The sequence below is a fragment of the Floridaenema flaviceps BLCC-F50 genome, assembly GCF_041929275.2.
Classification (GTDB): domain Bacteria; phylum Cyanobacteriota; class Cyanobacteriia; order Cyanobacteriales; family Aerosakkonemataceae; genus Floridanema; species Floridanema flaviceps.
In genome coordinates this window covers 256046-279387 of the sequence record NZ_JBHFNR020000001.1, presented here as the reverse complement: position 1 = coordinate 279387, position 23342 = coordinate 256046, and the positions used below count along the sequence as shown (strand labels likewise).

The following is a 23342-nucleotide window of genomic DNA, read 5'->3' as shown; positions in this document are numbered from 1 at the left end:
ACTCGCCTTTCTTTAGCGCTAAAGCGCAACAACGTACCTAAAAACTATCTTTTCGGAACAGTAAAACCCTGCAAAGGTTGAGTTATTTCTTCATCCCTTAAACCTCGGCATTGCAGCAAAACACCGAAACCGCCCAAACCCATCGGGTTAATCATTTGGTGTAACGAATCTCGGCGTTGTAGAACTTTTTGAATATCCTGATAATTTTCAGCGTTGCTATCAGAAATAGCCGAAATGCGATCGCCCAACCCCAACGCCATCAAAAACAACCCTTGCTGCGTAAAATCCAACCGCCGCAAACTGCACAACTCGCCCCACTTTTCCAAACCCGTAAAATCCACATGGGCGGTAATATCTTGTCGTCCTATATTCAGATAAGGATCGTTATGATGACTGTGGCGATAATAGCATTGCAAAGTTCCTTGACTGCGCCCTAAACTATAATAACGATAGGCAGGATAGCCATAATCAATTGTTAACAAATAACCCCGTTGGATTTTATCAGCAATCATGCTTAACCAATCCAAAGCCAGTAAATTTACCTCTGTGCGATAGCCCTCTGGATAAGCATTTTTTGCAAAATCAATTCCCACCAAATCAAAATATTCAACTAACCGATTTGTAGAAGCTTCTCCGGTTACTTCCACAAATTCCTCTTCCTTCCCTAAAGTTACATAAATTTCTTTTAATTCCCCTTGTTCCCAAATTACCTGATGCACCGGAAAAGCATCTATCAGTTCATTGGAAAAGCAACATCCAACCAGGGAATTAGCGGGTATTTCCTCCCATTCACACCACCGCAGCGGGAAATTAGACAACCGTTGTTGTTGTTCCAGCCTTAACGCAGAGGACTTTTCGACAATAATGTAATCTAATGCAGAGAAAAACTCGAAATGATGCTTGTGTAAATAACGCAGAATATCTCCGGCTAAAATTCCCTGCCCTGCGCCCATTTCCACTAAATTAAAAGGAATCGGACGACCTAGAACTTCCCACATTTGGTAAAATTGGGCAGCCAATAACTCGCCAAAATCTGCCCCTAAATGGGGAGAAGTAAAAAAATCACCTTGCGAGCCAATGTTAACTTGATTTGTAGAGTAGTAACCGTATTCTGGGTGATAAAGTGCCAAATTCATGAATTCGGCAAAAGTAATGCGCCCTTCGGGGTGGGAAGTGATTTGAGATGCGATCGCCTCCCGCAAACCTAAATTAGAATCATCCATAAAAACTGGGGATTTTAGATTTCAGATTTTAGATCTTAGATCGCTCTCAATCCAAAATCCAAAATCCAAAATCCAAAATCTCTTAGCGGTCTACCGAACCCATGATAATGTCGATACTGCCCAAAATTGCCACAATATCAGCAACCTTCACACCCTTTAACAGATGAGGCAGAATTTGTAGATTCACAAAATCAGCAGCGCGAATCTTCCAACGCCAAGGGAACACATTATCATCACCAATCAGGTAAATCCCCAATTCCCCTTTACCACTTTCCACACGGGCGTAGTACTCACCTTTAGGAATTTTGAAAGTTGGGGCGACTTTTTTGGCGATGTACTGATAATCGAAACCATTCCACTCAGATTTCGGCCCACCTGCCAACCGCTTCGCTTCCAAATTCTCATAAGGGCCACCGGGAAGTCCCTTTAACGCTTGGCGAATAATCTTCACCGACTCCCGCATTTCCCGAATTCGCACATTATAACGGGCGAGACAATCACCAGAATTTTCATAATGTACTTCCCAATCGAAGTCATCGTAACATTCGTAGTGGTCAACCTTCCGCAAATCCCACTTCACGCCAGAACCGCGTAACGTTGGGCCAGAAAGACCCCAGTTAATCGCCTCTTCGCGGGTGATAGTACCCACACCTTCAGTCCGTCGCCGGAAAATCGGGTTATCAGTAATTAAGCGTTCGTATTCGTCAACCACAGGCATAAAGTAGTCGCAGAAATCGTAACACTTATCCACCCAACCGTAAGGCAAATCTACCGCTACTCCCCCAATGCGGAAGTAGTTATTATTCACCATCCGATAACCTGTCGCCGCTTCCCACAAATCGTAAATGTATTCCCGTTCCCGGAAAATGTAGAAAAACGGAGTTTGTGCGCCAACGTCAGCCAAAAATGGGCCAAGCCACAATAAATGGTTAGCAATGCGGTTCAATTCCAGCATAATCACCCGAATATAGCTGGCGCGTTTAGGAACTTCAATTCCTGCCAACTTTTCCGGCGCATTCACGGTGACAGCTTCGTTGAACATTCCCTCTGCGTAGTCCCAACGACTCACATAAGGAACATACATAATATTGGTGCGGTTCTCGGCAATTTTCTCCATGCCGCGATGTAGGTAGCCAATTACAGGTTCACAATCAACTACATCTTCCCCATCTAAGGTAACAATTAGCCGCAATACCCCGTGCATTGAGGGATGGTGCGGCCCCATGTTCAGAACCATTGGTTCTGTTCTCGTTTCGATTCTTGCCATAGAACAGCAACTTTAAATTTTGTTTCGTAGCTTCAATTATATTGGCTTGAGCGTTGAGTGTTCGGTTAAAACTGACTGAGCTAATATAGCGAAATTTTTGGGTAAGGATTAGCTAACTCCTAAGTATTTCGGTGAGTAGGTGCACTTCCATGATGATGACTGACGAAAAGTTCGATGCACTCGTGAAGCGCTTGGAAATTTTTGCCCACAGCAAGCCCGCAAGTTATAAACTTCGAGTGGGTCTTTTGGCTGTCCTTGGCTATGCGTACATTGTTTTCGTCCTAGTGGGACTATTGCTAGTCTTGGGTTTAGTGGTGTTGTTCGTCTTGTGGAGTCACAGAATCAATGCAGCTGTGATTAAGTTTGCCTTTTTGTTACTCATTGTATTTTTTATTATTTTGCGATCGCTCTGGGTAACTTTCCCCCCTCCGCTGGGACTACCACTCAAACGCCGAGAATTTCCCCGTTTATTTGCTTTCGTTGACGAACTAACCGCCAAGCTACAGGCTCCCCGCTTTCACCACATCCTACTCACTAATGAATTAAATGCTGCGGTTGTCCAAAGACCGCGTTTAGGTTTGTTCGGTTGGCAGCAAAATTACCTGATTCTGGGGCTACCGTTGATGCAAGCCCTTTCTCAAAACCAGTTTCAGGCTGTACTCGCCCATGAGTTAGGACATTTGTCTGGCAATCACAGTCGTTTTGCTGGCTGGATTTATCGCGTCCGCCTCTCACACACTCAAATTTGGCAACGGCTGTACGAAAGCGGGCAACATGGTTCTTCTTTTCTATTTGAGGCGTTTTTTAAATGGTATTTCCCCTTTTTTGGGGCTTATTCCTTTGTTTTAGCCCGAATGAACGAATATGAGGCCGATCGCTGTGCCGCAGAATTAGCAGGTGCCAAAAATACTGCCGAAGCGCTGATGAATGTGGAAGTCAAAGCGAGATTTTTGGAAAATACTTTTTGGCCTGATGTCTACAAACAAGTCCAGCATCAAGTTGAGCCACCAAAAACAACTTTTACAAAAATGTCCTCTGCCTTGGTTAGTAGTTTGCCTGATGAAGATATTAGCAAATTTTTAGACCAAGCTTTAGCCGAAAAAACTAATAACGCTGATACTCATCCTTGCTTGAGCGATCGGTTAAAAGCTTTAGGTTTTCTTGGGGAAAAATCGGAAAAATTACCTTTACTTTCTCTCATTAAAGTCAACGCGGCACAACAGTTACTCGGAGAAAATTTAAATAAAACTATAGCTTATTTTGACAGTAATTGGACAGAGCAAATATCAACTACTTGGCGACAGCAATATGCTCAGGTTCAACAATCGATCAAAAAATTAAAATCTCTGGAAGAGAAAGCGGCAAAACAAAAGTTAACAGATGAAGAAGCTTGGGAACGAGTTCGCCTCACCGCCCAAGTTTCGGAAAATGAAGCTTTAATTCCTCTGTTGCAAGAAATACTGATAAATCAGCCTAATCATGCAGCCGCTAACTACAGTCTCGGTCAAATATTGCTGCAAAAAAATGACTTTTCAGGCATTGAGTACCTAGAAAAAGCCATGAAAAAAGACCCTGACTGCGTTATGGAAGCCTGCCAAATTATTTACTATTTCTTGCTCCAACAAGACCAAGAAGCAGAAGCTAAAGTTTATCAAAAGCGTGCTGAAGACCACTACGAATTACTCCTGAAGGCAAAGCAAGAACGGTCTTTTGTGAACAATCGAGATAAATTTATCCCTCACAATTTGCCAGATCAAGAAATTACTCTAATCTATCAGCAATTATCACGTTACCCGGAAATTAAGCAAGCATATTTGGTTCGCAAACAAGTTACTTACTTTCCCGAAAAACCATTTTACATACTAGGTATTACCCAACAGAAAGCCTGGTATAAATGGCATACTTCTGACCAAGACCAGCAACTTCTGAATAAGATTATCTCGGAAGTAGACTTTCCCGGTCAAGCTTACGTTATTCTTTTGAACGATTACAGTGGCTATAATAAGCAATGGGAAAAAATTATCGGCAAAATAGAAAATGCTTGTATTTATAGTAGCTCAAGTTGCTAGTTATGAAACTTTCACTCCTGCAACCGGACATGATATCAAAGAAAAACCGGGTTTGATTTGCCACTAAAAACCCGATTTTCTCCTCAATTTAACTACCAAAAAAATTATCTTCTTACTGGTTGGCAGGAAGTCCGTACTTGATAAGAGCGTCCGTTCCAAACTCTCTCACGACAGCAATAGAAAACTCGTCTACCACGACGTTCATAGTAGCAGACACGACGATCGCGATCGCGCCACCGATCGTCCCTGTCTCTATCCCTGTATCTATCCCAATCATCGCGATCGCGCCGCTGTGCAAATTGCTGTGTTTGTGCTTGACTAGATACCTTTTCCGCAGCAAATGAAGGAACTGTCGGAGTCGCAGTCAGTACCGCCAATCCAGCGATCGCTACCCCAGCGAGCAGTCTATTTAAACTCATGAATTTCTCCTTAATAAACTGGTGAAACAATCTACTTAAAAACAAGCAATGCTTGCTTTATTCTTCATCAAGAAGCACCACTTTTAAATAGCTATTAACCAAATCTTACTAAAAGAAAATTGGCTGTTCATTTACTATAATATTCTCGGTAATTCTCTGCTGTCCATAATGTTTTTTAAAGTAATGTAAATATCTTAAATCAGAGTATGTGAATATTAAATGCCACAAAAAATTTTATACAATCTACTATTGACTATCACATAGATAAATAGTTTAAAATTTATTTATTATCAGTCTATTGTCATTAGTTATGAACGCGATCGAACCGGGTGACGTAAATCAGCAAGCAGAATCTACCTTTGTCCATGTATCAGTTTTAGCAAATGAATTAATTTCTGGGTTAGCAATTAGTCCCGGAGGAATTTACCTTGATGCGACAGTTGGCGGTGGGGGACATACTGGGTTAATTTTGCAAGCTGCATCAGATACTCAAGTAATAGCGATCGATCGCGATGCCGAAGCAATTAATGCTGCTAAAAATAAATTAGCTGAATTTAGCGATCGGATCACCTTTTGGCATGGTAATTTTGCTACATATCAACCACAAGATTTAAAATTTGATGGCATAATTGCTGACTTAGGCGTTAGTTCCTTTCATTTAGATACAGGTTCTAGAGGTTTTAGCTTCCGCCAAGAGGCAGAATTAGATATGCGAATGGATCAAAGAGAAAACTTAACCGCCGCTGACATTATTAACGACTGGGAAGAAGCAGAATTAGCAGATATCTTTTATAAATATGGCGAAGAAAGATTATCGCGCCGAATTGCTAAACAAATAGTCGAAAAGCGACCATTTAAAACTACCACCGAATTAGCAAACGAAATATTTCACAGCGTTCCCCGTTCCTACCGTTATGGCAGAATTCACCCAGCAACTCGCGTATTTCAAGCATTGCGAATAGTCGTCAATCAAGAATTAGCATCTTTAGAAACTTTCCTAAAAACCGCACCCAATTGGTTAAAATCAGGAGGAAGAATTGGGATTATTAGCTTTCACAGTTTAGAAGATAGATTGGTGAAACATTCTTTCAAGGAATCACCAATTTTGCAAGTGATTACCAAAAAACCAATCGTACCCCAAGAAGAAGAGATAGAGGAGAATTTGCGATCGCGTTCTGCCAAACTCAGAATAGCAGAAAAAGTCAAATCATCTGAGTAACCTTCTGCCACATTTACTTGTGTGATTAAGCTGCGGTATATGACGAGGAATTTCTACTTGGAAACAGGAACCTTTCCCCAATTCACTTGTCACATTCACCTTTCCCTTCATTAGTTCTACCAAAGATTTAATAATCGCCAAACCTAAACCAGTACCATAATGTTTTTTGGTGATACTTTGATCTACTTGCCAAAACTCAGCAAAAATATTTTTTAAATCTGATTCAGCAATTCCAATTCCCGTATCTGTCACCCGAATAGCTAATCGCATCGAATCAATTTCAAATACTTCTATTTCTACTTTACCAGCCGAAGTAAACTTAATCGCATTCGATAGCAAATTCATTACAACTTGCTTTAACCGATGAGGATCATTAATAATTATTGGATTACTCAAATTAGCGCTTAGTTGTAAATCTATCTGCTTTTCCTCTGCCAACAAACGTGCTTCTTCACTAGTCTCCCTAACCAATGATTCCAAGTTGAATTGTTGTCGTTGCAAATTCATTCGACCTGCTTCAATTTTGGAAAGGTCAAGGATATCATTAATTAATCCTAGCAAGTGTTTACCATTATTTAAAATCCTTTCTAACATACTCATCTGTTCTGGCGAAAACTCAGAATCAGATTTCTTATTTCTCATTTGGCGCAACAGTAATTGTGAGAATCCAATTACTGCATTCATCGGCGTGCGTAATTCATGAGAAACTGTTGCTAAAAACTGAGATTTTAGTTTAGCTGCTTCCAAAAGTTGCAGGTTTTGTAAATGAATTTTTTGTCGTTGATTTTCTAGTTCTTCATTTTGCCTTGCCAGAATTTCATTTTGGATAGCTAACCGTTCTTCTCGTTCTTCTAAAATTCTAATTATTCTAGCATTATTAATAGCTATAGCAGCTTGTTCTCCCACAGCAATTAATAATTTTTGTTCATCTTTACTGAAAGCATTAGTATTATCCCAATTACCAATAGCTAACAACCCTAAACGTCCTGCTTGTGCCGATTCAATGGGAACCGCATAAACACAAGCAGGTAAATCATCCCTACCTTCAATATGTTGCAAAAAACCTGTAGAAGCAACCTTCGCTAACCAACCTTCCCCCTTGCCAAAAGCATCTTCTAAGCGCAATTTTTCTGTACCAACTCCGGCAGTGACAGATAACATTAAGCGGTTACATTGGGGATTATGTAGTACTAGTAAAGAAAACTGTGCTTTCGGAATAGCATCACAAACAGATTGCACCATGAATTGCAGCAAATTGGATAAATTTGCCAGCCTTTGATTAAGGAGATTTGTTAAACGTTGCAGAGTCATTAACTGCTGTTGCTGTTGACCTAAAATGGCGATCGCTCTCCGCAACTTTTCTGTTATTTTAAATTGTGGGTCGGTTTCTTCTCCCAAGTCTACCGATAGATTATCCCAACTTTTTAAGCGATCGTCCTTTGCAGATTTATATTCTAACAGCAATCGTTTTTTAGCTCCATAAAGCCGCATTAAATGCGCTAAATTACTTTTAAGCAAAGCCGATACCTTAGCTTTACTTACATAATCAGATACTCCCATTCTTAACAATTGCTCATAAGTTGCTTCATCCTCCTCATTAGTTAACACCACAATTGGCACCCGCACATCTACAGCAGATAACCTCTCTAATAACCCTAAACCTTGAGCATCTAGTAAACTCTCATCTAAAAACACACAATCTAACTTTTGTGCTTGTAAAATTACTAAAGCCTCAGCAAAGTCAGACGCTTCATAAAGCTCTAGTAACTCATCAGTATCTCGAAGACACTGACAAACTGCCCTGCGCTCTACTGCGTTATCATCGACCACCAAGACTAGAAAATTTTTTGCCATAATTATTGAAAATTTTTTTGACAGATGTAATTAAAGTTCTTTTAAATACAATTCATAGTGGTTATCCCAGCCCCTCTTATGAGAAAATTTGGCACATAACCCCAACAACCCACAACTTCGACCCGAAAAATGCTAATATTTGGGAAAAATCGCAGCTTATGGGATTAATTAACTGCCAGCAGGGAAATCAAGTTTGACCCCATCTGGAGCTATGACAACGCTAGTGCGGGCTAACAAAAAAGTTTTGTGAGAATAACCCTATAGGACAATCTCACTCCCACTTATTCTCCTGCCCCTTACCAGGTATACTGAATAAGCGTTGGCAACTAAATAAAAGTTGACTATTGGAGATGAGAACTCAGAGTATAGAAGGTATTTCTACCATTAAACTGTAATACCCCAGCCAGCAGTTACTTGCATCTACTAGCCAAAAACCCTTGACTGAGCGGAATTCACTCAATTACTGGAGTAGAACACCCACACTCAAGAACTAGTGGAGCAAGCATTACGATCGTCTCGTAATCCAAACAGTATCAAACAGGTCACATTAAAACCCTCCTTGGTATTAGTTTCACAGCTGAGTTTTTTAAGCAAAACTTGAAAAATGCTAATTAACTACTCTATTACTTTGAATCTATCGAGATTGAGGAAAATATCTCTCCTGCCAAGGGGTGTAATTTAACTAAACCCCTGGAAACATTTGTAAACTAGTGTGGCACAAGTCAAACTCATAAATTATTGGGAACGTTGACAATGAAAAAAATTCGCGTTGCCCTCATTGAAGATCATGACCTCACTCGCGTGGGGATTAAGACAGCCTTGCAACAACGGCAGGAAATTGAAGTTGTAGGTGAAGCTGCTAATGGTACTGAGGGACTAAACTTATTACAAACATCTCAACCAGATATTGCCATAGTTGATATTGGATTGCCAGATATAGACGGCATTGAGTTGACGAAAAAGTTAAAAGAGACTGAAGACGAAAACAACCCAGTGCCAAAAGTCTTAATATTGACCTTGCAAGATAACGAAGAAGCTGTAATGGCAGCTTTTGCTGCTGGTGCAGACTCATACTGCATGAAAGACATTAGCTTCGATCGCTTACTAGAAGCATTGCAGGTAACACAAGAAGGCAACTCTTGGATCGATCCGGCGATCGCCAAAATTGTACTCAGTCAAACCAGGCAACCTATAGAACCAGGCACCACAACCCCTCAAGCTCCAGTTAGTTCCAAAACCGTAGCCATCCAAGCCACTGAGCCAGAATATACCAATATGCTGGAAGCATATCCTCTAACCGAAAGGGAATTGGAAGTGCTACAACTGATTGTGGAAGGTTTCAGCAACGCGCAGATCGCAGAAAAACTGTACATCACCGTCGGGACAGTGAAGACTCACGTCCGTAACATTTTAAACAAACTCTGTGCTGATGACCGTACTCAAGCGGCTGTGCGAGCCCTACGCTCTGGATTAGTAGGGTAAAACAGAAACCACGAATTTTGAATTTTAGATTCTCAAATTTTGAATTTCCGAATTTAGAATTCAAAATTCCCAATTACTATGACTTGGAAGTGGAGTAATAGATGAGTCGGGGAGATGGCAGCAAACTCAAACTCATGGTAGTGGATGACGAGCCTGATAACCTCGATTTGCTGTACAGAACTTTTCGGCGGGAATTTCAAGTATACAAAGCCGAAAGTGGGCCAAGTGCCTTAGAAGTACTCGACAAAGAAGGCGAAATGGCAGTAATTATCTCTGACCAGAGAATGCCCCAAATGAACGGAACAGAATTCTTAGGTCGGACAGTAGAACGCTTTCCAGACACAATTCGTATCCTGCTTACAGGATACACAGATGTAGAAGACCTAGTAGAAGCAATCAACTCAGGTCAAGTATTTAAATACATCACCAAACCTTGGAATCCTACGGAATTAAAAGCTGTAGTTCAACAAGCTTCAGAGACTTACGGAGTGCTCAAGCGTCGTACTGATGAACTACGCCGCGCTTTACAGCGAGAAACTATATTTAATGCTGTAACTAGTGCGATTCGGGAATCTTTGGACTATCGCAGTATGCTGCAAAAAATTGTGGAAACCATCGGTCAAACCTTTGGCACAGCTGCTTGTTTACTGCGACCAGTGGAAGGCTTACGCTTACTATCAGAGTCCTTTTCTTATCATGCAGCGGGAATCGATATCGAACTGGCGATCGATCCTGCTGGCTTACAAACAGTCCTAGAAACCCAACAACCAAAAACCATTCAAAGCAACGACAACGAAGGCAAACAATCAACACAGCTAATCATTCCCTTAATCTGTCAGCAGGAACTACTCGCCGTCCTGTGCCTGTATCACCAAAGCAACCGGGAAACCTGGACATCCGAAGACGTAAAACTAATCGAAAGCGTCTCCGAACAAGCAGCACTAGCACTTTCCCAAGCCAAACTTTACCAACGCACCCAAGAACAAGCACAGCAAATGCGAGCCGAACTCGAAGTAGCTCGGCAAATTCAAAATAACCTGCTCCGCCAAAGTTGGCCCGATTTAGAAGGAATCAGAATCCAAGCTTGTTGCTTCCCAGCTAGAGAAGTCGGAGGCGATTTCTTTGAAGTTTTTGTTCATCCAAAAGGAGACATTTGGTTAGCAGTCGGAGATGTTTCCGGGAAAGGTGTCCCCGCAGCATTGTTTATGGCAAGCGCCATCTCAGTCATGCGAAGAGAACTCTCCCAAGAAAATCCTCCCACTCCTCACGTTCTCATGCAGAATCTCAACAGCAGCCTTTCCGAAGACCTCATCGGGAATAACTGCTTCATTACAATGGTTCTGGCACGTTACACCGCCTCGACTGGTGAGTTAGTTTACGCTAACGCTGGTCACATTTATCCCTTGGTCTGGTCATACAAAGACGTAGCCAAAAAAATAGACGGAGTTCAACCGAACTTCCTTAAAGCTAGAGGCGTTCCTTTGGGCATACTACCAGTATGGAAAGGAACTGCTGGCGAATTACAACTCAAACCAGGGGAAGCACTTCTTTTAGCAAGCGATGGCATCACCGAAGCTACCGTTACCCAAGAAGACCTCACCCCCGGCAGTGGTAATGGTAGCGATCCGAGCCAGAGGTTTATGCTCAAACAAGAAGGTTTATGGACTTTACTCACCCAAGAGGCTAGTCCTTTGGATTTGACCCGCTTACTCGATCGCATTCGCGGACACAACCAAGTACAAGAAGACGACCAAACCATACTTTCTTTGGAGGTTCTGTAATCAATGAGAACGGAGTTACATATTCCCAGTGACCTGAAATTTTTAACTATTGTTGAAAGCTGGTTACTTGGGTGTTTAGAAGTAGAACTAGGAGACTCAGTTGATTGGCCGCGTCAATCTAACCGCCTACGTTTAGCTCTGGTAGAAGCATATTCTAACGTAGTCCGCCATGCTCACAAAGACCAGCCTAATTTACCCATCCTCATTCGCTTAGAACTCCAAGAGCGAGATTTAGCTCTGGAAATTTGGGATCATGGCAAAGGCTACGATATATCTACTTATCTACCACCCAGCCCAGAAGATAAACAAGAAAGCGGTTATGGTTGGCTAATTATGAATCGATTAATGGATAGAGTAGAGTACCGTTTACAAGTAAATGGTCGCAACTGTCTTAAGTTAGAAGCTAGTCTGCCCAGTAAAACTAAAGATAACTGAAATCAAACCACAATCCCCAATCAGCCAGTTAACAAACGAGCGCTTCCATTCTCAGAGCAAGCCGCTCTTGATTCAGGGTGCTGTAAAAATGGCGAAGTAACTTTACAAAACTTCATTAAAAAGTGAGTGTATTTAATAGGTTATATAACTTTTGCTAATTTTTGTTGCAAACGTATTCACCTTTAGATAAACAAACCTTAAGATTCATACAAGATTCGCAAAAGCCTTAGACCTTCTTGACCCTAAAGGTTTTTGCATAAATTGAAGTTTTGAAAGATTAACCTACTGTCATGACTCAGCTGTTTCTCCTTTGCCCCCGTTATCGTCTAGATGATGAATCTCAGTGGCTTTTAGGTATCGATCCCGCCCGTCATTACTGGATTAGTATTAATGGCGAAACTGCTTTCACAGTAGCAATTCCCGGATTGACTGTATCTTCGGTGACTGAATGGAAGCAAATTATGCGCCAATTCCGGGGGCTACAACCAGGAGAACAAATGGAGTTAGTGCGCGTTTCCCAAAGCGTGAATATTATCTGCATTAGCGAAAATTGCTTTGCGATCGCCACCGAATACAACAGCGCCCCAGTGTGGCACCTATTCGATCAAGAAACATTAGAAAGCTTACTCAGAACAGCCCATCCAGACTGGCGATGTTCTGAAAAAGACGTTGATTTAGGTCGTCGGATGCTGTTCCGTTCCCTGCAACAACCAGCAGTTTCCGTCGCTTAAATGTAGCTTAACGACGCAGACTTAATAACTCTTGGGGAGAAGCTAGCAGTTTAATCGTCGCAGCAGCAATTTCCTGTTGAGCATTTAATAAAAATATCCAACCCACATTCACACTAAATAAAGGTGTCTTAACTTTTCCCTTCACCTGAATTTGAGTGTCACCATCTTCGGTTTTTTGGGCAGTACCTTCTTTGGGTAGAAGCTGCATTCCGGTTGCTTCTTGCTGTAAGTAAGTTGCGATCGCCTCTGGCCCAATAACAGGTGATTCAAAAGGAGGATTTAACTCCCCAGTAGCAGCAAACAAAGCCGCTGTTGCCGAAAAATCACCTGCATTTAGCGTTTGAAAATACCTTAATATCGTACTTTCTGTTATTCCCTCAATAACTAAATCACCTTGCTCATCTAAAACAACAGGTGTAGCATCAGCAGTTTGCATCTTAATTCCTCAAGTTTGGGCAAATATAAAACCAACTTAAACAGAGAAGCAGGCTCAATTACCTGCTCCTCAAGAGTGAAATTTAAGTTACTGCTCAGTTAGCAGTATTCGATTAGTCTGCTAATGGATCGATACCCATATCGATCGCAGTATTACGCAGAACAGTGATTTGTTGACCAAAGTCCAGTTGCTTAATCGCTTCTAAAACCTTTTCACCATCGCGAGACAGCTGATAGCCTGGAGGCATGGGAACAACAAAACCTTGTACCATCCATTCTGCTAATTGATACCAGAAAGCTAATTTAGTGTTGGGGCTAAGAATACCGTAAGAACGGCTGATTTGAGTGTTCCGCTTCGCAGCTAAATCGCGCATCACTTCTAGCTGCTCGGTATGAGACATTTGCTTAATTTGATTCAACAGTCCTTCAGCTAACTGTAAGCGTGCTGCTCCAGGTGCGGCAGGAGTAATGGAACGACCACATTCTGTATAGACATACCACAATACAGCCAATTGGTCATCAATGTTCAGACGCTTGAATAATGCAGTAGTTGCAGGTACAGCATTAGCAATCTGATTGCTGGAAGCGAAAGCGTTAGAGAAGTTAGTTGAAGCTAAGTCTGCTGTAAAAGTCATATCTGCTAAAGAGATTCTTGATAATTACTGGTACAGCCGATGGGCTTCTTGAATCTCGTACTCCTTGATTTCTATAGTGCAACATAATTTTACGAATTACAAATAAATATTACAAATACTTGAGTTAGGTAACAACTTATATATTTAAGGTTGTTATCATATATAAATTTTCAATATGTATATTGGACTGTTGACAAAACAGGCTGGCAGTTGTTACCCTTAGTGTTCGCTTAAAATGCCGAGAAATTGTGGTAAGTGCAATAGTTGATAGCGCTCAGGTGAAGCAAAAAGCCTCGGAGTTAGGATTTCATCAAGTCGGGGTAGCATCTGTGGACGCAGAGGATGAATCCGAAACTCAAAGGTTGCAGCAGTGGTTGGCTTTAGGTTATCAAGCGGATATGCAGTGGATGGCAAATCCAAAGCGGGAAAATATTCGCTTATTGATGCCTGAAGTACAGTCAGTGATTTGTGTGGCGCTGAACTATTACACACCTGCTCAACGTTCAGAGGGTAAAGAGTACGCTAAAATCTCCCGTTATGGCTGGGGACGGGATTATCACAAAATCATGCACAAAAAATTAAAAGTGCTCAGTAATTGGTTAGAGCAGCAAGGAGAAGGAATTTTAGCACGTTATTATGCTGATACTGGCCCAATTCAGGATAAAGTTTGGGCACAGCGGGCGGGAATTGGTTGGATTGCGAAAAATACGAATGTGATTACCAGGAAATATGGATCTTGGGTATTTTTAGGCGAAGTGTTGACTAACTTAAAATTGGCTCCAGATACTCCGCATACTCATCATTGTGGTAGTTGTACTCGTTGTATCACGGCTTGTCCGACAAATGCGATTCGTCCTGCGGCTGATGCGGACTTTAGCCATCCCCAAACTTTTGTCGTAGATGCGAATCGTTGTATTGCTTATCATACGATCGAAAACCGTAGCGAAAATTTACCAGATGCGATCGCACCCCATCTTAACAATTGGGTAGCAGGTTGTGATATCTGTCAAGATGTTTGCCCTTGGAACCAAAGATTTGCCCAAGAAACAGACGTTTTAGAATTTCAACCTTACCCTGGAAATGTCGATCCTACCTTAGAAGAATTAGCCCAAATGTCCGATCGAGAGTGGGAAAAAAAATTTCCCGCCTCCGCACTACGCAGAATTAAACCAGAAATGTGGCGAAGAAATGCCCGGACTAACTTAGAATATTTGCATCAAGAGCGGAGCTTTCTCTATAAATTTATCAAGCTATGAGTATAAAAGTAGTTATTTTTGATTTTGATGGCACAGTTGCCGATACTTTTGATGCCTTGGTCACAATTAGCAATAGTTTAGCCCCGGAATTTGGTTATTTACCTGCTACTCCTGAAGATATCCCTAAAATCAAAGATTTGACCACTAGAGAAATTATTCAAAAATCTGGTGTGGCAATTTATAAATTACCTTTTCTCCTCCGAAAAGTTATAGCCCAATTAAACAGTACAATTGATACATTATCTCCAGTCGAGGGAATGAAACCCGCCTTATTTGAATTAAAAAAGCAAGGTAATAAACTCGGAATTATTACATCTAACGATCGAGAAAACGTGCAAGTATTTTTGCAAAACAATGGTTTATTAGATTTGTTTGATTTTATTTATTGTGGTACTAGAATATTTGGTAAAAGTCGAGTAATTAACAACTTCTTGCGCCAAGCTAATCTTCAACCAGGAGAAATCGTCTATGTCGGGGATGAAACTAGGGATATAGAAGCAGCAAAAAAAAGTAATATTAAAGTAATTGCAGTTAGTTGGGGATTTAACTCTGGAAACATCCTCAAGCAACAAAAACCTGATTTTTTAATCGAACATCCCCAGCAATTAATAGAAGTGATTAAACTTTTGCAAAATCCTCCATCTTAAACGGTTAAACAAGACTTTTGGAAATGATAAGCTAAAAACACGATCGAAGCAAGCTACCTAGAAAAATAACAGGATTTCAGTGTTTTAGATCACTGATCCCTTTACTAACGCACTGTTAGGATATGGAATTGACCATTTGGCGCTGAATTTTTCGGCAAATTGCCCAAAAAATATCTGCGGTAAAATCTGATGATGGAAGTTTCTAAAGTATGGCAACTAGTGCTTGATATCACACTCACAGGTAATCATCTTTAGGTAAACTGAATATAGACTCAGCAAACAGTGGAAGTGAGTATAAAAATTCACTCTCACCACAATAAGCAGCTATATTGTTAATTCTGAGGTGATACTTGGATGCCCCTGTACTAAACCAATTTGGCAGCACAGATGAGAAACTTGATTTCAGATTAAGCTAAAAAGTAGTAACCTCTCTAGCAGTTGAGTAACCAAAGTGAAACCCTATGGGAATCAATTGCCTCAGTAATGCTGCCTTTGCTGCTAAGCTGACCAAAATTATTTGGCTGCATCCTGTGAAAATAAACCCCAGCATTTAAGCTGGTTTTCCTGGTGAAGGTTAACATAAAGTGAGATTTATGGAGTAGTGCAAATTACCTTTTGAGATTACTGGGGTATGATTGTACAAAGCCATCCGCAAAGATGCAAAACCATAACCAGGGACTGCTTGAGGAAGAAAAGCGAGCAACACCCATGTCTGTGATGCAAAACCAATTTTTAATTAACTTCTGGGGCGTTAGAGGTAGCATACCCTGTCCTGGCCCACACACGGTACGTTACGGTGGCAATACACCTTGTATCCAAATGCAGGTAGGTGGCAAACACCTGATTTTTGATGGTGGTACGGGGCTGCGTGTTTTGGGACAAACACTCCTGTCTCAAATGCCTTTAGACGCTTACCTATTTTTCACCCACTCCCACTGGGATCATATCCAAGGATTTCCCTTTTTTACACCTGCTTTTATCAAAGGAAATCGCTTCAATATATATGGAGCAATTGCCCCCAACGGTGCCACGATCGAGCAACGTCTGCACGATCAAATGCTTCATCCTAACTTCCCCGTGCCATTGCAAATCATGGGGGCTCAGTTGAAATTCTTTGACTTTAAGCCAGGAGATTTCATCGAGCTAGAAGAGCATAACATAACATTGGAAACGGCACTATTAAATCATCCCGGAGAAGCAGTAGGTTACAGAGTTAACTGGCGTGGTTGTTCGGCAGCTTATGTGACTGATACAGAGCATTATCCCGATCGCTTGGATGAAAATGTGTTGTATTTGGCACGCAATGCCAACGTACTAATCTACGATGCTACCTACACCGATGAAGAATACCATTCTCCCAGGACTAGCAAAGTTGGTTGGGGACACTCCACTTGGCAAGAAGCAATTAAAATTGCTCAAGCGGCTAATGTTGAAAAACTGGTAATTTTTCATCACGATCCCTTACATGATGATGACTACCTGGATTTAGTTGGAGAACAGGCAGCGAAAGTATTTCCGAACACAATCATGGCACGGGAAGGAATGTCCATTCAACTCCCAGTACCAGCACCACAACCTGAAGACTTAGAAGACATCAAATTGTCAGTATAAATTTATAAAGATTAGGGGTAATTTGCTCGGTAAGATGAAACTTGTTCAATTTGTGTCAAAATGTAAAGCGTGTGGGTTACCTCATCGCTAACTACTGCTTTAACTCCAACTGCTGTTGCCCTGGGAAATTTCGACGGCGTTCACCAAGGGCATCAACAGGTAATTAAACCTGTATTACATAGTTCGGATGCACGTAGTCCAGCAGTATCAACTCAAGGGGGTCGTCGATTAGACAACGGATTATTAATAGATATAGATAATGATTGCTGGGAAAGTGATTATCGAATTAGTGCCAGCGATCGCCCATTACCCACCGTTGTCACATTTAATCCTCATCCGCGAGAGTTTTTTACCGGACAACCGCGTGCTTTACTAACGCCGTTAGACGAAAAAGTAGAATTATTGACCGCATTGGGAGTAGAACAATTAGTTTTACTACCGTTCGATCGGGAAATGGCAGATTTAAGCCCTCAAGAGTTTGTCGAACACATATTAGTCCGACAGCTAAAAGCTAGATGGATTAGTGTAGGGCAAGATTTTTGCTTTGGGAATAGACGTTCAGGAACTTCAGCAGACTTAAAAAAACTTGCTGCCAAATATGGCGTAGAAGTAACGATCGTGCCAATACAAAACAACGAAGGGGAAAGAATTAGTAGTTCTGCTATCCGTCAGTTTCTCTTAGAAGGAGAAGTTGAACGGGCAAATCAATTATTGGGAAGACCTTATACTTTAATCGGTTGTGTGATTCAAGGTCAGCAGCTAGGAAGGACGATCGGATTTCCTACTGCTAACCTAGAATTACCCGCAAACAAGTTTTTACCTCGTTTCGGAGTTTATGCCGTGCGAGTTTCGATCGACCAAGCTCAAGAAACGGAAACTGCTTTGCTACCAAACACAGCAACAGAGGGAAATTCACCTATTGTTACTCCCTTGAGAGGGGTGATGAATATCGGTCATCGCCCTACCGTTAATGGTATCAATCCAACTGTAGAAGTTCATTTGTTAGACTGGACGGGAGATCTATACGGTAAAACTTTAACAGTTAGTTTAGAAAAATTCCTGCGCCCAGAACAGAAATTTGCCTCCCTCGAAGAACTCAAACAACAGATTACAGGTGATTGTTTACAAGCGAGGTCGATTTTGAGTTAACTAAAAGGTGAAAGTTGATGGAGATTAAGAACTGGAAAATGGGAAAACTAGAATAGAGATTTCTTTACTCTTAACTATTTACCTTTTACCCCCTAAAATATGAGAACAGGTATTGAGCGGCTAACTGAAAACCTGGGTTTAACCCTCGTTGGCAAAACTGAAGCCATCCGTTTAGTATTGGTAGCATTGTTAGCTGGTGGTCACGCTTTGCTAGAAGACGTACCAGGGGTAGGAAAAACTTTACTCGCCAAATCTCTAGCTCGATCGATCGACGGTAAGTTCCAAAGAATTCAGTGTACTCCAGATTTACTCCCTAGCGATATTACAGGCACTAATATTTGGAATCAAAGTAAGGCCGAGTTTGAATTTTTACCAGGGCCAGTATTTGCTAACGTCGTATTAGCAGACGAGATTAACCGCGCCACACCCCGCACTCAGTCGGCGTTGTTAGAAGTAATGGAAGAACGACAGGTAACGGTAGATGGGGTATCGCGACAAGTACCCCATCCCTTTTTTGTGATTGCGACACAAAACCCGATCGAATATCAAGGTACATTTCCTCTGCCAGAAGCGCAAATGGATCGGTTTACCATATCCCTTTCTCTCGGTTATCCTTCCGAAGCAGAAGAACTGCAAATGCTACAAAGGATTAAGGGAGGGATTACCGTTGAAGAATTAAAACCTTGCATTTCTTTAGAAGAAGTTTTAGAGTTACGCCGTTTGTGTAGCAACATCAAATTAGAAACTTCTCTGCAACAGTATATTATTACCTTGGTTCGTGCCACTAGAGAACATGAAGAAATTACTCTTGGTGTAAGTCCGCGTGGTGCAGTAGCTTTACAAAAAGCTACTCAAGCTTTAGCTTTTCTCTTGGGTAGAGATTATGCTATTCCCGATGATGTGAAGTTTTTAGCGCCTTACGTGCTTTCCCATCGCCTGATTCCTTCAGGAGGAAGACGAGCCAATACAATAGTAGAAAGATTGTTAAAGGAAGTTGCTATTCCCTAATATTTTGTTGATAATTGATTGCATCTCCCGACTGAAGTTGTGGAGATAAAAAGTTTTGTCTTTTGATCTGTAGGGTAAAATCTAAAATCTGAAATCTAAAATCTGAAATCGAATGATCAACCTTGTCAGGTCAAAAACTCAGAAACAAAAACGGCGATCGCTCGGTTTATTCTTATTGCTCCTATTATGGAGTAGCATCATTGCTTGGGGTTTGACTTTATTCACTCAACCTCAACTTGTACAAAGTCAAACAGTAACCAATACTCCGTCAGTGGGAACTGTAGATGTGATTCCCCAACGCTATCGACTCGGACAACAACTTTACTTAGAAAATTGTGCCACCTGTCATATAGGAGTACCACCAGCAGTTTTACCTACAGAAACTTGGGCAGATTTAATTCAAGATGCTCAACATTATGGAGTACAAATCAAACCGTTGATCGATCCACAGCGCTTACTAGTTTGGGAATACTTGCGGACTTTTTCCCGTGTGCGATCGCAATACGAAGAACGAACCCCCTACCGCATCGCCCAATCCCGCTATTTTAAAGCATTACATCCCCAAGTCAAACTCCCCCCATCTCTCCCAATGGCTAGTTGTATCACCTGTCACCCTGGCGCAGATAAGTATGATTTTCGCAGCCTCTCCGCCCAGTGGCAAGATTAGCAGGGGGGATGGGGAGATGGGGGGATGGGGAGATGGGGAGATGGGTTCGGTCAAGGAGATGGGGAGATGGGGAGATGGGTTCGGTCAAGGAGGTAGGGAGGTGGAGAGAGTTGTTGATGTAAATTAAGGAAATTCCCCCCATCTCCCCATCTCCCCATCTTCCCAGTCCTTCTGCCAGAAAATGATAATATTATTAAGATAGATTAAAATTTTGCCAGTCAGAAGCGGCTCAGAGGGGAGCGATAGGTGCTGACGCACAGGCTAAGCCAACGCGATCGTCAGTCAGCTGTTACTAGCCATTGAACGCTATACTGGCACTGTCTCGAAGTCTGTCCGATCGAAAGTTAAAAGGTCAAAGGCAAAAAGAATGGATTCTTGCGCTTACTCTTGCTTCAATAATGCCAAAATATTTTTTTCATCCTGTCTAAAATTTAATGAATATTTAAGCCATATTAGAGGTGAACATTTACCATATAAAAATAATTAGTAAAAGCTAACAAATTTTTATCTCCCAATCATTGCACTAAACAACTAACAACATTTAAGCTACTGCCATGTTAAAAACTCTCTTAGGCGATCCCAATGCTCGTAAGCTAAAAAGATACCAACCTTACATTACCGAAATAAACTTACTCGAAGAAGAAATTAAAGCCCTTTCAGATCAAGAATTAAGGGGCAAAACAGCGGAATTTAGACAGAAACTCAAAGCCGCTAAAACCCTGGCACATGAAAAAGAATTACTAGATGAAATTCTCCCAGAAGCTTTTGCCGTAGTCCGAGAAGCAGGTCGGCGCGTATTAGGAATGCGCCATTTTGACGTTCAATTACTCGGTGGAATTATCCTGCACACCGGACAAATTGCCGAAATGAAAACAGGGGAAGGAAAAACCTTAGTTGCTACACTACCTGCTTACCTGAATGCGATTTCTGGCAAAGGCGTTCACGTCGTAACTGTTAACGATTACCTCGCCCGTCGGGACGCAGAATGGATGGGACAAATTCATCGCTTCTTAGGATTAACAGTAGGATTAATCCAACAAGGGATGACACCAGCAGAACGGCAAAAAAATTACGCCTGCGACATTACTTACGCGACAAACAGCGAAATTGGGTTTGACTACCTGCGCGATAATATGGCAGTTGCCATGTCAGAAGTCGTGCAACGTCCCTTTAATTACTGCATCATTGACGAAGTTGACTCGATTTTAATCGATGAAGCCAGGACTCCTTTAATTATTTCCGGTCAAGTAGAACGTCCCGGTCAAAAATATATCCGCGCTTCCGAAATAGCAGCCCAATTGAACAAGGATGAGCATTACGAGGTAGATGAAAAAGCTCGTAACGTTATCTTATCGGATGAAGGTTTTGCCGAAGCAGAAAGATTATTGGGAGTCAGAGACCTTTATGACCCCAACGACCCTTGGGCGCACTACATTTTTAATGCCATTAAAGGCAAAGAACTGTTCATTAAAGACGTAAACTACATCGTTCGCAATGACGAAGTAGTAATTGTTGATGAATTTACTGGAAGAGTACTTACCGGACGGCGTTGGAGTGATGGTTTACACCAAGCGATCGAAGCGAAAGAACGAGTAGAAATTCAACCGGAAACCCAAACTTTAGCTACCATCACCTATCAAAACCTGTTCCTGCTTTATCCTAAATTGGGGGGAATGACGGGGACTGCGAAGACCGAAGAAGCAGAATTTGAAAAGATTTACAAGCTGGAAGTTACGATTATTCCCACTAACCGTGCCACAGGTCGCACTGACCTCTCCGACGTAGTTTATAAGAAAGAGTCGGGTAAGTGGGTAGCTATTGCTGAAGAATGTGCCGAAATGCACCAACTTGGTCGTCCGGTGCTAGTGGGTACAACTAGTGTGGAAAAATCAGAAGTACTCAGTAGGTTACTGCGTCAGAAAGAAGTTCCCCACAACTTGCTAAATGCAAAACCGGAAAACGTAGAACGGGAATCGGAAATTATCGCCCAAGCAGGACGTAGAGGCGCTGTGACGATCGCCACTAACATGGCAGGAAGAGGCACAGATATTATTTTGGGTGGTAACGCCGATTATATGGCGAGACTGAAATTGCGGGAATATTTATTACCCAAAATTGTTCGCCCTGAAGAAGATGAGGATTTTTCACCTTTACAAGTACCGGGCGCAGAACATAACCGCAGCGGTGGTGTAGGTTTTACACCAGGGAAAAAGGTAAAAACTTGGAAAGCTTCGCCGCAAATTTTCCCCACAGAACTTAGCAAAGAAACGGAAAAAGCCCTGAAAGAAGCAGTAGATTTTGCTGCCAAGGAATATGGGGAACGCAGTCTGCCAGAATTGGAAGCAGAAGATAAAGTAGCGATCGCTTCCGAAAAAGCCCCGACTGATGATATAGTCGTGCAAAAATTGCGCGATGTTTATAACCGCATTCGCCAAGAATACGAAGCCTTTACCAAACGGGAACACGAAGAAGTTGTACAATTAGGCGGTTTGCACGTAATTGGTACAGAACGTCACGAATCTCGAAGGATTGACAACCAATTGCGGGGAAGGGCGGGAAGACAGGGAGATCCTGGTTCTACCAAGTTCTTCCTCAGTTTAGAGGATAACTTATTGCGGATTTTCGGGGGCGATCGCGTCGCTGGATTAATGACCGCCTTAAGGGTAGAAGAAGATATGCCCATCGAGTCGGGAATGTTAACCCGTTCCTTAGAAGGTGCCCAAAGAAAAGTCGAAACTTACTACTACGACATTCGGAAACAAGTATTCGAGTACGACGAAGTAATGAATAACCAACGTCGGGCAATTTATGCGGAAAGACGGAGGGTATTAGAAGGGCAAGATTTGAAGGAACAGGTGGTTAGATACGCCGAAAAAACGATGGAAGACATCGTAGACGCTTACGTTAACCCAGAGTTACCTTCCGAAGAATGGGATCTCAAGAGTGTGGTTAGCAAAGTTAAGGAATTTGTCTACCTGCTTTCTGATTTACAACCAGAACAATTAGAAGATCTATCGGTTGGGGAAATTAAGTCTTTCCTTTGCGAACAAGTGCGAATTGCCTACGATATCAAAGAAGCGCAAATCGATCAATTTAAACCCGGACTAATGCGGGAAGCAGAACGTTTCTTTATCCTGCAACGCATTGATACTCTGTGGCGGGAACACTTACAAGCAATGGACGCATTGCGCGAAAGTGTGGGACTGCGCGGTTATGGTCAAAAAGACCCGTTAATTGAGTACAAGAGTGAAGGTTACGAAATGTTCTTGGAAATGATGACCGCTATTCGTCGCGATGTCGTCTACTCCTTGTTCCAATTCCAACCCCAAGCACAACCACAGATGGAAACTGCCTCGGAAATGGTCTAAAGGTAGGTTGTTGCGCTTTAGCGCTATCTTTTAGCGCTAAAGCGCAACAACGTACTTTCTAAAGGTAGGTTGTTGCGCTTTAGCGC

At 41.9% G+C, this 23342-nt stretch carries 19 protein-coding genes; 13 read left to right on the top strand and 6 right to left on the bottom strand.

Annotated features, from left to right (window positions below; all coding sequences use genetic code 11):
• Positions 1 to 44: 44 nt before the first annotated feature.
• Positions 45 to 1223, bottom strand: a complete 1179-nt coding sequence (locus ACE1CI_RS01340) for a class I SAM-dependent methyltransferase (RefSeq protein WP_413267559.1) — start codon at positions 1221 to 1223, stop codon at positions 45 to 47.
• An 82-nt stretch (positions 1224 to 1305) separates the two neighbouring features.
• Complete coding sequence (locus ACE1CI_RS01335) at positions 1306 to 2490, bottom strand: NAD(P)H-quinone oxidoreductase subunit H (protein WP_413267560.1); 1185 nt, start codon at positions 2488 to 2490, stop codon at positions 1306 to 1308.
• A 149-nt stretch (positions 2491 to 2639) separates the two neighbouring features.
• Here ACE1CI_RS01335 and ACE1CI_RS01330 point away from each other — a divergent pair, with 149 nt between their 5' ends.
• Positions 2640 to 4559 carry a M48 family metalloprotease gene (locus ACE1CI_RS01330; protein WP_413267561.1) on the top strand — a complete coding sequence of 640 codons (1920 nt, stop codon included), beginning with the start codon at positions 2640 to 2642 and terminating at the stop codon, positions 4557 to 4559.
• 104 nt (positions 4560 to 4663) lie between these two features.
• Here ACE1CI_RS01330 and ACE1CI_RS01325 read toward each other — a convergent pair whose 3' ends face one another.
• The gene (locus tag ACE1CI_RS01325) at positions 4664 to 4978 is read right to left on the bottom strand and encodes a hypothetical protein (protein WP_413267562.1); all 315 of its coding nucleotides are present in this window, start codon (positions 4976 to 4978) and stop codon (positions 4664 to 4666) included.
• Positions 4979 to 5288: 310 nt separating this feature from the next.
• Here ACE1CI_RS01325 and rsmH point away from each other — a divergent pair, with 310 nt between their 5' ends.
• Positions 5289 to 6197 carry a 16S rRNA (cytosine(1402)-N(4))-methyltransferase RsmH gene (gene rsmH, locus ACE1CI_RS01320; protein WP_413267563.1) on the top strand — a complete coding sequence of 303 codons (909 nt, stop codon included), beginning with the start codon at positions 5289 to 5291 and terminating at the stop codon, positions 6195 to 6197.
• On the opposite strand, the gene ACE1CI_RS01315 is transcribed toward rsmH, so the two are convergent.
• Positions 6186 to 8051, bottom strand: coding sequence for an ATP-binding protein (locus tag ACE1CI_RS01315; RefSeq protein ID WP_413267564.1), 1866 nt, complete (start codon positions 8049 to 8051; stop codon positions 6186 to 6188). The two genes, rsmH and ACE1CI_RS01315, sit on opposite strands and share 12 nt — an antisense overlap.
• A 753-nt stretch (positions 8052 to 8804) precedes the next feature.
• Here ACE1CI_RS01315 and ACE1CI_RS01310 point away from each other — a divergent pair.
• From ACE1CI_RS01310 to ACE1CI_RS01295, 4 genes are all read left to right on the top strand, one after another.
• Positions 8805 to 9533 carry a response regulator gene (locus ACE1CI_RS01310; protein ID WP_413267565.1) on the top strand — a complete coding sequence of 243 codons (729 nt, stop codon included), beginning with the start codon at positions 8805 to 8807 and terminating at the stop codon, positions 9531 to 9533.
• A 101-nt stretch (positions 9534 to 9634) separates the two neighbouring features.
• Complete coding sequence (locus ACE1CI_RS01305; protein WP_413267566.1) at positions 9635 to 11314, top strand: SpoIIE family protein phosphatase; 1680 nt, start codon at positions 9635 to 9637, stop codon at positions 11312 to 11314.
• Between the two features lie 3 nt (positions 11315 to 11317).
• Positions 11318 to 11749, top strand: a complete 432-nt coding sequence (locus ACE1CI_RS01300) for an ATP-binding protein (RefSeq protein ID WP_413267567.1) — start codon at positions 11318 to 11320, stop codon at positions 11747 to 11749.
• Positions 11750 to 12039: 290 nt separating this feature from the next.
• On the top strand, positions 12040 to 12480 hold the full coding sequence (locus ACE1CI_RS01295; protein ID WP_413267568.1) for a hypothetical protein: 441 nt from the start codon (positions 12040 to 12042) through the stop codon (positions 12478 to 12480).
• Between the two features lie 7 nt (positions 12481 to 12487).
• Here the strand turns inward: ACE1CI_RS01295 and ACE1CI_RS01290 are convergent, their stop codons facing one another.
• Together ACE1CI_RS01290 and ACE1CI_RS01285 are read right to left on the bottom strand one after the other, a co-directional pair.
• Positions 12488 to 12916 carry a ketosteroid isomerase family protein gene (locus tag ACE1CI_RS01290; RefSeq protein WP_413267569.1) on the bottom strand — a complete coding sequence of 143 codons (429 nt, stop codon included), beginning with the start codon at positions 12914 to 12916 and terminating at the stop codon, positions 12488 to 12490.
• 112 nt (positions 12917 to 13028) lie between these two features.
• Positions 13029 to 13550: an orange carotenoid protein N-terminal domain-containing protein gene (locus tag ACE1CI_RS01285; protein ID WP_413267570.1), complete on the bottom strand. Its 522-nt coding sequence runs from the start codon at positions 13548 to 13550 to the stop codon at positions 13029 to 13031.
• A gap of 248 nt (positions 13551 to 13798) precedes the next feature.
• Between ACE1CI_RS01285 and queG the strand changes: the two genes are divergently transcribed.
• The 7 genes from queG to secA all read left to right on the top strand — a co-directional run bounded on the left by queG (position 13799) and on the right by secA (position 23256).
• Positions 13799 to 14806, top strand: a complete 1008-nt coding sequence (gene queG / locus ACE1CI_RS01280) for a tRNA epoxyqueuosine(34) reductase QueG (RefSeq protein WP_413267571.1) — start codon at positions 13799 to 13801, stop codon at positions 14804 to 14806.
• Positions 14803 to 15453, top strand: a complete 651-nt coding sequence (locus tag ACE1CI_RS01275; protein ID WP_413267572.1) for an HAD-IA family hydrolase — start codon at positions 14803 to 14805, stop codon at positions 15451 to 15453. The genes queG and ACE1CI_RS01275 overlap by 4 nt, the downstream gene beginning before the upstream one ends.
• Before the next feature lie 708 nt (positions 15454 to 16161).
• Positions 16162 to 17064: an MBL fold metallo-hydrolase gene (locus ACE1CI_RS01270; protein WP_413267577.1), complete on the top strand. Its 903-nt coding sequence runs from the start codon at positions 16162 to 16164 to the stop codon at positions 17062 to 17064.
• A 69-nt stretch (positions 17065 to 17133) separates the two neighbouring features.
• Entirely contained in the window at positions 17134 to 18213 is a 1080-nt protein-coding gene (locus ACE1CI_RS01265; RefSeq protein WP_413267573.1) for a bifunctional riboflavin kinase/FAD synthetase, read from the top strand.
• Between the two features lie 99 nt (positions 18214 to 18312).
• Complete coding sequence (locus tag ACE1CI_RS01260) at positions 18313 to 19221, top strand: AAA family ATPase (RefSeq protein WP_413267574.1); 909 nt, start codon at positions 18313 to 18315, stop codon at positions 19219 to 19221.
• Positions 19222 to 19333: 112 nt separating this feature from the next.
• On the top strand, positions 19334 to 19888 hold the full coding sequence (locus tag ACE1CI_RS01255; protein ID WP_413267575.1) for a diheme cytochrome C: 555 nt from the start codon (positions 19334 to 19336) through the stop codon (positions 19886 to 19888).
• A 554-nt stretch (positions 19889 to 20442) separates the two neighbouring features.
• On the top strand, positions 20443 to 23256 hold the full coding sequence (secA, locus tag ACE1CI_RS01250; RefSeq protein ID WP_413267576.1) for a preprotein translocase subunit SecA: 2814 nt from the start codon (positions 20443 to 20445) through the stop codon (positions 23254 to 23256).
• Positions 23257 to 23342 lie beyond the last annotated feature (86 nt).

Coding starts and splice junctions, on each gene's coding strand:
- ACE1CI_RS01305 (WP_413267566.1), top strand. CDS start 9,635: ATGAGTCGGGGAGATGGCAGCAAACTCAAACTCATGGTAGTGGATGAC.
- secA (WP_413267576.1), top strand. CDS start 20,443: ATGTTAAAAACTCTCTTAGGCGATCCCAATGCTCGTAAGCTAAAAAGA.
- ACE1CI_RS01325 (WP_413267562.1), bottom strand. CDS start 4,978: ATGAGTTTAAATAGACTGCTCGCTGGGGTAGCGATCGCTGGATTGGCG.
- ACE1CI_RS01255 (WP_413267575.1), top strand. CDS start 19,334: ATGATCAACCTTGTCAGGTCAAAAACTCAGAAACAAAAACGGCGATCG.
- ACE1CI_RS01270 (WP_413267577.1), top strand. CDS start 16,162: ATGTCTGTGATGCAAAACCAATTTTTAATTAACTTCTGGGGCGTTAGA.
- ACE1CI_RS01310 (WP_413267565.1), top strand. CDS start 8,805: ATGAAAAAAATTCGCGTTGCCCTCATTGAAGATCATGACCTCACTCGC.
- ACE1CI_RS01285 (WP_413267570.1), bottom strand. CDS start 13,550: ATGACTTTTACAGCAGACTTAGCTTCAACTAACTTCTCTAACGCTTTC.
- ACE1CI_RS01300 (WP_413267567.1), top strand. CDS start 11,318: ATGAGAACGGAGTTACATATTCCCAGTGACCTGAAATTTTTAACTATT.
- rsmH (WP_413267563.1), top strand. CDS start 5,289: ATGAACGCGATCGAACCGGGTGACGTAAATCAGCAAGCAGAATCTACC.
- ACE1CI_RS01340 (WP_413267559.1), bottom strand. CDS start 1,223: ATGGATGATTCTAATTTAGGTTTGCGGGAGGCGATCGCATCTCAAATC.
- ACE1CI_RS01335 (WP_413267560.1), bottom strand. CDS start 2,490: ATGGCAAGAATCGAAACGAGAACAGAACCAATGGTTCTGAACATGGGG.
- ACE1CI_RS01295 (WP_413267568.1), top strand. CDS start 12,040: ATGACTCAGCTGTTTCTCCTTTGCCCCCGTTATCGTCTAGATGATGAA.
- ACE1CI_RS01290 (WP_413267569.1), bottom strand. CDS start 12,916: ATGCAAACTGCTGATGCTACACCTGTTGTTTTAGATGAGCAAGGTGAT.
- ACE1CI_RS01275 (WP_413267572.1), top strand. CDS start 14,803: ATGAGTATAAAAGTAGTTATTTTTGATTTTGATGGCACAGTTGCCGAT.
- ACE1CI_RS01330 (WP_413267561.1), top strand. CDS start 2,640: ATGATGATGACTGACGAAAAGTTCGATGCACTCGTGAAGCGCTTGGAA.
- ACE1CI_RS01315 (WP_413267564.1), bottom strand. CDS start 8,051: ATGGCAAAAAATTTTCTAGTCTTGGTGGTCGATGATAACGCAGTAGAG.
- ACE1CI_RS01260 (WP_413267574.1), top strand. CDS start 18,313: ATGAGAACAGGTATTGAGCGGCTAACTGAAAACCTGGGTTTAACCCTC.